Raw genomic sequence first — 10497 nt, 5'->3', positions numbered from 1 at the left:
CCCCTGTGTGTGACAGCCCCGCTGGCGCCTGTTGTGTTGCCCCCCCCCCCCCAACCCCTTTGTGGTCGGGCGGGGGGTCCGGTCTTTTTCGTACGACTTCGTCAGAGCCCTGGGTTACCGTTCAGTCGTACGACGAACAGAAGATCAAGGGGTGGGGACTCGATGGGCATGACCGCATGGAAGCGCGCGGGCGTCTCGCTGACGGCGGTGGCCGTCATCGCCGGTGCCGCGGGCTGTCAGGATGGCGAGGGGGCCAAGAAGGCCGCGCCGCAGGCCCCGGCGAAGACGACGGCGGAGCCGCAGCTCCAGAGCCACGAGGCCGTCACGAAGGTCATCCAGGCCGCCTACAACAAGACCTCGGACGCCAAGTCCGCGAAGATCCGGATGACCATCACGATGCCGGCCGCCATGGACGGCGGCGGCACCATGGAGATGACCGGTGTCCAGGGGTGGAACCCCGGGGCCATGGACATCACCATGAAGGGCTCGCTGATGACCGCCGGCGACCCGGACGCCCCCGAGCAGACGCGCATGATCATGCTCGACGAAGCCATGTACATGGACATGGGCGCCGAGCGGGCCGCCGAGATGGACGGCAAGCGCTGGATGAAGGTGGACCTCAAGGGCCAGGAGGGCCAGGACGGGCTGGGTGGCATGCAGAGCGGCCTGAACCAGGACCCGGCCCAGCAGCTCGCCCTGCTGCTGGAGTCCCCGAACCTCAAGCACATCGGCGCCGAGAAGATCAACGGTGTCCAGGCCCAGCACTACAAGGGCACGCTCAGCTTCGAGCAGATGATGGACGCCAACGAGGCGAAGTCCGCGACGCTCTCGAAGAAGGATCGCGAGAAGCTCATCGCCAACGTCGAGAAGATCGGCATGAAGGGCTACGACACCGACGTCTGGGTCGACGCGGCCGGCTACCCCGTCCGCATGGTCGTCTCCATGACCACGGCAGTCGGGACGGTGCACATGAAGGGCGACTACACCGACTACGGCCCGAAGGCCACCGTCAAGGCCCCGCCGGCCAAGGACACGTACGACCTCTCGGAGATGCTGAAGGGCCTCGGCGAGAGCTGAGCCGAACGGGCGGATTTGCTCCCCGCCGCACACGTCGCGTACTCTTCCACAGAAGCCAAAGACCGCTGGTCGTTGCCGTGCTCCCGTTAGGGATCCGGTGGCCGAAGGTTCGCTGAGATGCGAACGGCCCGCGCAGGTGATCGTGGATGAGTTCCCGGATCCTTCGATTCGGTCGAGCTGAGCCCCGTGCGCCTGCGCCGGGGCGTTTCTCTTTGTTCAGCCCCTTCTGAGCGGTCCTCATCACCCGGAAGGAGGCCGACGCTCTATGGCAAGGCCCGACAAGGCTGCCGCGGTAGCCGAGCTGGAGGACAAGTTCCGCAGCTCGAACGCCGTCGTGCTGACCTCGTACACGGGACTCACCGTGGCGCAGCTCAAGACGCTGCGTCGTTCGCTCGGTGAGAACGCCCAGTACGCCGTGGTGAAGAACACGCTGACCAAGATTGCGGCCAACCAGGCCGGGATCGCGTCGCTTGACGACCAGCTTGCTGGTTCGACCGCGGCCGCCTTCGTCACCGGTGACCCGGTGGAGTCGGCGAAGGCTCTGCGTGACTTCGCCAAGGAGAACCCGAACCTCGTCATCAAGGGCGGTGTCCTTGATGGCAAGGCGCTGACCGCCGACGAGTTCAAGAAGCTTGCGGACCTCGAGTCCCGCGAGGTTCTGCTCAGCAAGCTGGCCGGCGCGTTCAAGGGCAAGCAGTCCCAGACTGCCTCGCTCCTCCAGGCGCTGCCGTCGAAGTTCGTCCGCACCGCGGAGGCGCTTCGCGTCAAGCTCGCCGAGCAGGGCGGTGCCGAGTAATTCGGCTCGCGCAATGATCGCCGCCCGCTAGGGCGACGGTCGCAGCGGGCCGAACGTACGCCCGCCTACATGTACATCCGGCACCTGCCGAATTAGTGGAAGGACGCCATCATGGCGAAGCTGTCCCAGGACGACCTGCTCGCGCAGTTCGAGGAGATGACCCTCATCGAGCTCTCCGAGTTCGTGAAGGCCTTCGAGGAGAAGTTCGACGTCACCGCCGCCGCGGCCGTCGCCGTTGCCGGCCCGGGCGCCCCGGTTGCCGGTGCCGAGGCCGTCGAGGAGCAGGACGAGTTCGACGTCATCCTCGAGGGTGCGGGCGACAAGAAGATCCAGGTCATCAAGGTCGTGCGTGAGCTCACCTCCCTGGGCCTGAAGGAGGCCAAGGACCTCGTCGACGGCACCCCGAAGCCGGTCCTCGAGAAGGTCGCCAAGGAGGCCGCGGAGAAGGCTGCCGAGTCCCTCAAGGCTGCCGGCGCCTCCGTCACGGTCAAGTAAGACCCTGCGGGTCTCCTGACTCGCTCAGGCGCCTCTCAGGCGCCTTCGAAGGGCGATCACCCATCCGGGTGGTCGCCCTTCGGCGTACCCGGGAAGGGCGTGGCGGGGGTCGTGCGAGCGCTGGGGAGCGGAGTATGGTGATCTTCGCCGTGCGCCCCCGCTGACCGGGGGGCCTTGACGAACCGCACGCAGCGCGCAATTCTCAGGACGCGTCGTCACAACGATCCGTATCCGAGGCATGGATCGACGGCGGAACGGGCAGTATCGAGGTGCGCCACACGGCGCGAGGTACCGCGGAGTTGAGAAAAACGAGGGTCGCGAAAAACTCGCCCTGGACATCAGTGGGCCAAGTGGCTACACTGACCCTTTGCGCTGCCTGTTAGCTGCCCCCTGCCCGTCACCTGGGGCATACCCTCGCGAGAGCATTGTCGGCAGACCTGACCTGACCTGGGCTTTTGGCCATATCGGGAATTGTCTGTCCCTCTGCGTCGCTGGGGGCCGGTACGCGCGTAGTGAGTCCGAGCCCTCGGAAGGACCCCCTCTTGGCCGCCTCGCGCAACGCCTCGACCAATACGAACAACGGCGCCAGCACCGCCCCGCTGCGCATCTCCTTTGCAAAGATCAAGGAGCCCCTCGAGGTTCCGAACCTCCTCGCGCTGCAGACCGAGAGCTTTGACTGGCTGCTCGGCAATGCCGCCTGGAAGGCTCGCGTCGAGGCAGCTCTCGAGTCGGGACAGGACGTCCCCAGGAAGTCGGGTCTGGAAGAGATCTTCGAGGAGATCTCTCCGATCGAGGACTTCTCCGGGTCGATGTCGCTGACCTTCCGCGACCACCGCTTCGAGCCCCCGAAGAACTCGATCGACGAGTGCAAGGACCGTGACTTCACGTACGGCGCCCCGCTCTTCGTCACGGCCGAGTTCACCAACAACGAGACCGGCGAGATCAAGTCCCAGACGGTCTTCATGGGCGACTTCCCGCTCATGACGAACAAGGGCACCTTCGTCATCAACGGCACCGAGCGTGTCGTGGTCTCGCAGCTGGTCCGTTCGCCGGGCGTCTACTTCGACTCCTCGATCGACAAGACGTCCGACAAGGACATCTTCTCGGCCAAGATCATCCCGTCCCGGGGTGCCTGGCTGGAGATGGAGATCGACAAGCGCGACATGGTCGGTGTCCGCATCGACCGCAAGCGCAAGCAGTCCGTCACCGTCCTCCTGAAGGCGCTCGGCTGGACCACCGAGCAGATCCTGCAGGAGTTCGGCGAGTACGAGTCCATGCGCGCCACCCTGGAGAAGGACCACACCCAGGGCCAGGACGACGCGCTGCTCGACATCTACCGCAAGCTCCGTCCGGGCGAGCCGCCGACCCGTGAGGCCGCTCAGACGCTGCTCGAGAACCTCTACTTCAACCCGAAGCGCTACGACCTCGCGAAGGTCGGCCGCTACAAGGTGAACAAGAAGCTCGGCGCGGACGAGCCGCTGGACGCCGGCGTCCTGACCACCGACGACATCATCGCCACGATCAAGTACCTCGTGAAGCTCCACGCGGGCGAGACCGAGACGATCGGCGAGTCGGGCCGGGAGATCGTCGTCGAGACCGACGACATCGACCACTTCGGCAACCGTCGTCTGCGCAACGTCGGCGAGCTCATCCAGAACCAGGTCCGTACGGGTCTGGCTCGTATGGAGCGCGTCGTGCGTGAGCGCATGACCACCCAGGACGTCGAGGCGATCACGCCGCAGACCCTGATCAACATCCGGCCGGTCGTCGCCTCCATCAAGGAGTTCTTCGGCACCAGCCAGCTGTCGCAGTTCATGGACCAGAACAACCCGCTGTCGGGTCTGACGCACAAGCGTCGTCTCTCGGCGCTGGGTCCCGGTGGTCTGTCCCGTGAGCGGGCCGGCTTCGAGGTCCGAGACGTGCACCCGTCCCACTACGGACGCATGTGCCCGATCGAGACCCCCGAAGGCCCGAACATCGGTCTGATCGGTTCGCTCGCCTCGTACGGCCGCGTCAACGCGTTCGGCTTCATCGAGACGCCGTACCGCAAGGTCGTCGACGGTCAGGTCACCGACGAGGTCGACTACATCACCGCCGACGAGGAGGACCGCTTCGTCATCGCCCAGGCGAACGCGATCCTGAACGACGAGCTCCGCTTCACCGAGCCGCGCGTTCTGGTCCGCCGCCGTGGTGGCGAGGTCGACTACGTCCCGCCGACCGAGGTCGACTACATGGACGTCTCGCCGCGCCAGATGGTGTCGGTCGCGACGGCCATGATCCCCTTCCTCGAGCACGACGACGCCAACCGTGCCCTCATGGGCGCGAACATGATGCGTCAGGCGGTGCCGCTGATTAAGTCCGAGGCCCCGCTCGTCGGTACCGGCATGGAGTACCGCTGTGCCACCGACGCCGGTGACGTGCCGAAGGCCGACAAGGACGGTGTCGTCCAGGAGGTCTCGGCCGACTACATCACCGTCGCCAACGACGACGGCACGTACACCACGTACCGGATGGCCAAGTTCTCCCGCTCGAACCAGGGCACCTCGGTCAACCAGAAGGTCGTCGTCTCCGAGGGCGACCGGGTCATCGAGGGCCAGGTCCTCGCCGACGGTCCGGCCACCGAGAACGGTGAGATGGCGCTCGGCAAGAACCTGCTCGTGGCGTTCATGCCGTGGGAGGGTCACAACTACGAGGACGCGATCATCCTGTCGCAGCGCCTCGTGCAGGACGACGTCCTCTCCTCGATCCACATCGAGGAGCACGAGGTCGACGCCCGTGACACCAAGCTCGGCCCGGAGGAGATCACCCGGGACATCCCGAACGTCTCCGAGGAGGTCCTCGCCGACCTCGACGAGCGCGGCATCATCCGTATCGGTGCCGAGGTCGTCGCCGGCGACATCCTCGTCGGCAAGGTCACGCCCAAGGGTGAGACCGAGCTGACCCCGGAGGAGCGTCTGCTCCGCGCGATCTTCGGTGAGAAGGCGCGTGAGGTCCGTGACACCTCGCTGAAGGTGCCGCACGGCGAGACCGGCAAGGTCATCGGCGTCCGCGTCTTCGACCGCGAGGAGGGCGACGAGCTTCCCCCGGGCGTGAACCAGCTGGTCCGCGTCTACGTCGCCCAGAAGCGCAAGATCACCGATGGTGACAAGCTCGCCGGCCGTCACGGCAACAAGGGTGTCATCTCGAAGATCCTTCCGATCGAGGACATGCCGTTCCTCGAGGACGGAACTCCGGTCGACATCATCCTCAACCCGCTGGGTGTCCCGTCCCGAATGAACCCGGGACAGGTCCTGGAGATCCACCTCGGCTGGCTCGCCAGCCGCGGCTGGGACGTCTCCGGTCTCGCGGACGACTGGGCGCAGCGCCTGCAGGCCATCGGTGCCGACCAGGTCGCCCCGGGCACCAACGTCGCCACCCCCGTCTTCGACGGTGCGCGTGAGGACGAGCTCGCGGGTCTGCTGCAGCACACGATCCCGAACCGCGACGGCGAGCGCATGGTGCTCCCCTCCGGCAAGGCGCGTCTGTTCGACGGCCGCTCCGGCGAGCCGTTCCCGGACCCGATCTCGGTCGGGTACATGTACATCCTCAAGCTCCACCACCTGGTCGACGACAAGCTGCACGCCCGGTCGACCGGTCCGTACTCGATGATCACCCAGCAGCCGCTGGGTGGTAAGGCCCAGTTCGGTGGCCAGCGCTTCGGCGAGATGGAGGTGTGGGCGCTGGAGGCATACGGCGCCGCGTACGCCCTCCAGGAGCTGCTGACGATCAAGTCCGACGACGTGACCGGCCGCGTGAAGGTCTACGAGGCCATCGTCAAGGGCGAGAACATCCCTGAGCCCGGCATCCCCGAGTCCTTCAAGGTGCTCATCAAGGAGATGCAGTCCCTGTGCCTCAACGTGGAGGTGCTGTCCTCGGACGGCATGTCCATCGAGATGCGCGACACCGACGAGGACGTCTTCCGCGCAGCGGAGGAGCTCGGTATCGACCTGTCCCGGCGCGAGCCGAGCAGCGTCGAAGAGGTCTGACGGGAGTCCGGTACGGGGGCTCAGCAATGAGCCCCCGGCCGGCCCCAGGACCCCCGTTTCAGACCCCAAGACTTACAACCCTGAGAGGGATTGACGCATAGTGCTCGACGTCAACTTCTTCGATGAGCTCCGGATCGGTCTGGCCACCGCTGACGACATCCGTCAGTGGAGCCACGGCGAGGTCAAGAAGCCTGAGACCATCAACTACCGCACGCTCAAGCCCGAGAAGGACGGACTCTTCTGCGAGAAGATCTTCGGTCCGACCCGGGACTGGGAGTGCTACTGCGGCAAGTACAAGCGTGTCCGCTTCAAGGGCATCATCTGTGAGCGGTGTGGCGTCGAGGTCACCCGCGCCAAGGTGCGCCGTGAGCGGATGGGCCACATCGAGCTCGCCGCCCCCGTCACCCACATCTGGTACTTCAAGGGCGTCCCGTCGCGCCTCGGATACCTGCTGGACCTCGCGCCGAAGGACCTCGAGAAGGTCATCTACTTCGCCGCGTACATGATCACGTTCGTGGACGACGAGCGTCGTACGCGTGACCTGCCCTCGCTGGAGGCGCACGTCTCCGTCGAGCGTCAGCAGATCGAGAACCGTCGCGACTCCGACCTGGAGGCCCGCGCCAAGAAGCTCGAGACCGACCTGGCCGAGCTCGAGGCCGAGGGTGCCAAGGCCGACGTGCGCCGCAAGGTGCGCGAGGGTGCCGAGCGTGAGATGAAGCAGCTGCGTGACCGTGCGCAGCGCGAGATCGACCGTCTCGACGAGGTCTGGAACCGCTTCAAGAACCTCAAGGTCCAGGACCTGGAGGGCGACGAGCTCCTCTACCGCGAGCTGCGTGACCGTTTCGGCACGTACTTCGACGGTTCGATGGGTGCCGCGGCGCTGCAGAAGCGCCTGGAGTCCTTCGACCTGGAGGAGGAGGCCGAGCGCCTCCGCGAGATCATCCGTACCGGCAAGGGCCAGAAGAAGACCCGTGCGCTCAAGCGCCTCAAGGTCGTCTCCGCGTTCCTGCAGACCGCGAACAGCCCCAAGGGCATGGTTCTCGACTGCGTGCCGGTGATCCCGCCGGACCTGCGTCCGATGGTGCAGCTGGACGGTGGCCGCTTCGCGACCTCCGACCTGAACGACCTGTACCGCCGTGTGATCAACCGCAACAACCGTCTGAAGCGTCTGCTCGACCTCGGTGCCCCCGAGATCATCGTGAACAACGAGAAGCGGATGCTCCAGGAGGCGGTCGACGCCCTCTTCGACAACGGCCGTCGTGGTCGCCCGGTCACGGGCCCCGGCAACCGTCCGCTGAAGTCCCTCAGCGACATGCTGAAGGGCAAGCAGGGTCGATTCCGTCAGAACCTGCTCGGTAAGCGTGTGGACTACTCCGCGCGTTCCGTCATCGTCGTCGGTCCGCAGCTGAAGCTGCACCAGTGTGGTCTGCCCAAGGCCATGGCGCTGGAGCTCTTCAAGCCGTTCGTGATGAAGCGCCTGGTCGACCTGAACCACGCGCAGAACATCAAGAGCGCCAAGCGGATGGTCGAGCGCGGCCGCACGGTCGTGTACGACGTCCTCGAAGAGGTCATCGCCGAGCACCCGGTTCTGCTGAACCGTGCGCCCACGCTGCACCGCCTCGGCATCCAGGCCTTCGAGCCCCAGCTGGTCGAGGGCAAGGCCATCCAGATCCACCCGCTCGTCTGCACCGCGTTCAACGCGGACTTCGACGGTGACCAGATGGCCGTCCACCTGCCGCTCTCCGCGGAGGCGCAGGCCGAGGCCCGCATCCTGATGCTGTCCTCGAACAACATCCTCAAGCCGGCCGACGGCCGTCCGGTCACGATGCCGACCCAGGACATGGTCCTCGGTCTGTTCTTCCTGACCACCGACGGTGAGCTCCGTGACACCAAGGGCGAGGGCCGCGCGTTCGGCTCCACGGCCGAGGCGATCATGGCGTTCGACGCCGGCGAGCTCGCGCTGCAGTCGCAGATCGACATCCGCTTCCCCATCGGCACCGTTCCGCCGCGCGGCTGGGTTCCCCCGGTCGCCGAGGAGGGCGAGCCGGAGTGGCAGCAGGGTGACTCGTTCCGTCTGCGTACGTCGCTGGGCCGCGCGCTCTTCAACGAGCTGCTGCCCGAGGACTACCCGTTCGTCGACTACTCCGTCGGCAAGAAGCAGCTCTCCGAGATCGTCAACGACCTCGCCGAGCGCTACCCCAAGGTCATCGTGGCGGCGACGCTCGACAACCTGAAGGCGGCCGGCTTCTACTGGGCGACCCGTTCCGGCGTCACCGTGGCCATCTCGGACGTTGTCGTCCCGGAGGCCAAGAAGGCGATCGTCAAGGGCTGGGAAGAGCAGGACGAGAAGGTCCAGAAGCAGTACGAGCGCGGTCTCATCACCAAGGAAGAGCGCACTCAGGAACTCATCAACATCTGGACCAAGGCGACCAACGAGGTTGCCGAGGCGATGAATGAGAACTTCCCCAAGACGAACCCCATCTTCATGATGGTTGACTCGGGTGCCCGAGGAAACATGATGCAGATGCGTCAGATCGCCGGTATGCGTGGTCTGGTGTCGAACGCCAAGAACGAGACGATTCCGCGTCCCATCAAGGCGTCCTTCCGTGAGGGTCTCTCCGTCCTCGAGTACTTCATCTCGACGCACGGTGCCCGTAAGGGTCTGGCCGACACCGCCCTGCGTACCGCCGACTCGGGTTACCTGACCCGTCGTCTGGTGGACGTCTCGCAGGACGTGATCATCCGCGAGGAGGACTGTGGCACCGAGCGCGGTCTGAAGCTGCGGATCGCCGAGAAGGGTGCCGACGGCATCCTGCGGAAGACGGACGACGTCGAGACCTCCGTGTACGCGCGGATGCTCGCCGAGGACGTCGTCGTGGACGGCAAGGTCATCGCGCCGGCCAACGTCGACCTGGGTGACGTGCTCATCGACGCCCTCGTGGGCGCCGGCGTGGAGGAGGTCAAGACCCGCTCGGTCCTGACCTGTGAGTCCGCCGTCGGTACCTGTGCCTTCTGCTACGGCCGTTCGCTGGCCACCGGCAAGCTGGTCGACATCGGTGAGGCGGTCGGCATCATCGCCGCCCAGTCCATCGGTGAGCCCGGTACCCAGCTGACGATGCGTACCTTCCACACCGGTGGTGTGGCCGGTGACGACATCACCCAGGGTCTGCCCCGTGTCGTCGAGCTCTTCGAGGCTCGTCAGCCCAAGGGTGTCGCCCCGATCTCGGAGGCGGCCGGCCGCGTCCGTATCGAGGAGACCGAGAAGACCAAGAAGATCGTCGTCACCCCGGACGACGGCAGCGACGAGACGGCGTTCCCGATCTCGAAGCGTGCCCGTCTGCTGGTGGGCGAGGGCGACCACGTCGAGGTGGGCCAGAAGCTCACCGTGGGTGCCACCAACCCGCACGACGTGCTGCGGATCCTCGGTCAGCGCGCGGTCCAGGTCCACCTGGTCGGCGAGGTCCAGAAGGTCTACAACTCGCAGGGTGTGTCGATCCACGACAAGCACATCGAGATCATCATCCGGCAGATGCTGCGCCGTGTGACGATCATCGAGTCCGGCGACGCGGAGCTGCTGCCGGGCGAGCTCGTCGAGCGCTCGAAGTTCGAGACCGAGAACCGTCGTGTGGTCACCGAGGGCGGTCACCCCGCCTCCGGCCGTCCGCAGCTGATGGGTATCACCAAGGCCTCGCTGGCGACGGAGTCCTGGCTGTCGGCCGCCTCCTTCCAGGAGACGACCCGAGTCCTGACGGATGCGGCGATCAACGCCAAGTCCGACAGCCTCATCGGCCTCAAGGAGAACGTCATCATCGGTAAGCTCATCCCGGCCGGTACGGGTCTGTCCCGCTACCGCAACATCCGGGTCGAGCCGACCGAGGAGGCCAAGGCCGCGATGTACTCGGCCGTCGGCTACGACGACATCGACTACTCGCCGTTCGGCACCGGCTCCGGCCAGGCCGTTCCGCTGGAGGACTACGACTACGGTCCGTACAACCAGTAAGTAGTGCGAACCGAAGGGCGGGCCCCCCCCCCGCGGGTGGGCCCCCTCGGGGGGTGCGGGACAGGAGGGGGGAGGCGGCCGCCCCCACACCCACACCGAGCACG

5 protein-coding genes are annotated in these 10497 nt (G+C 66.1%); all 5 read left to right on the top strand.

The window, feature by feature from the left end; translation table 11 throughout:
• Nucleotides 1-162: 162 nt before the first annotated feature.
• Nucleotides 163-1077, top strand: a complete 915-nt coding sequence (locus ACFVZW_RS27590) for a hypothetical protein (protein ID WP_384526546.1) — start codon at nt 163-165, stop codon at nt 1075-1077.
• 265 nt (nt 1078-1342) lie between these two features.
• Nucleotides 1343-1873 carry a 50S ribosomal protein L10 gene (rplJ, locus tag ACFVZW_RS27585; protein WP_384526543.1) on the top strand — a complete coding sequence of 177 codons (531 nt, stop codon included), beginning with the start codon at nt 1343-1345 and terminating at the stop codon, nt 1871-1873.
• A 111-nt stretch (nt 1874-1984) separates the two neighbouring features.
• Entirely contained in the window at nt 1985-2368 is a 384-nt protein-coding gene (gene rplL / locus ACFVZW_RS27580; RefSeq protein ID WP_073910766.1) for a 50S ribosomal protein L7/L12, read from the top strand.
• A gap of 542 nt (nt 2369-2910) precedes the next feature.
• Nucleotides 2911-6393, top strand: coding sequence for a DNA-directed RNA polymerase subunit beta (rpoB, locus tag ACFVZW_RS27575; protein WP_384526540.1), 3483 nt, complete (start codon nt 2911-2913; stop codon nt 6391-6393).
• A gap of 100 nt (nt 6394-6493) precedes the next feature.
• Complete coding sequence (locus ACFVZW_RS27570; protein WP_384526537.1) at nt 6494-10393, top strand: DNA-directed RNA polymerase subunit beta'; 3900 nt, start codon at nt 6494-6496, stop codon at nt 10391-10393.
• Nucleotides 10394-10497 lie beyond the last annotated feature (104 nt).

Source organism: Streptomyces sp. NPDC059567, from assembly GCF_042735655.1.
Lineage (GTDB): Bacteria > Actinomycetota > Actinomycetes > Streptomycetales > Streptomycetaceae > Streptomyces.
The sequence above is the reverse complement of the archived record's forward strand: the minus strand, read 5'-3'. Positions and strand labels throughout refer to the sequence as shown.

Excerpts from the sequence above, each read along its gene's own strand:
- ACFVZW_RS27590 (WP_384526546.1), top strand. The coding sequence starts at position 163 with ATGGGCATGACCGCATGGAAGCGCGCGGGCGTCTCGCTGACGGCGGTG.
- rplJ (WP_384526543.1), top strand. The coding sequence starts at position 1,343 with ATGGCAAGGCCCGACAAGGCTGCCGCGGTAGCCGAGCTGGAGGACAAG.
- rplL (WP_073910766.1), top strand. The coding sequence starts at position 1,985 with ATGGCGAAGCTGTCCCAGGACGACCTGCTCGCGCAGTTCGAGGAGATG.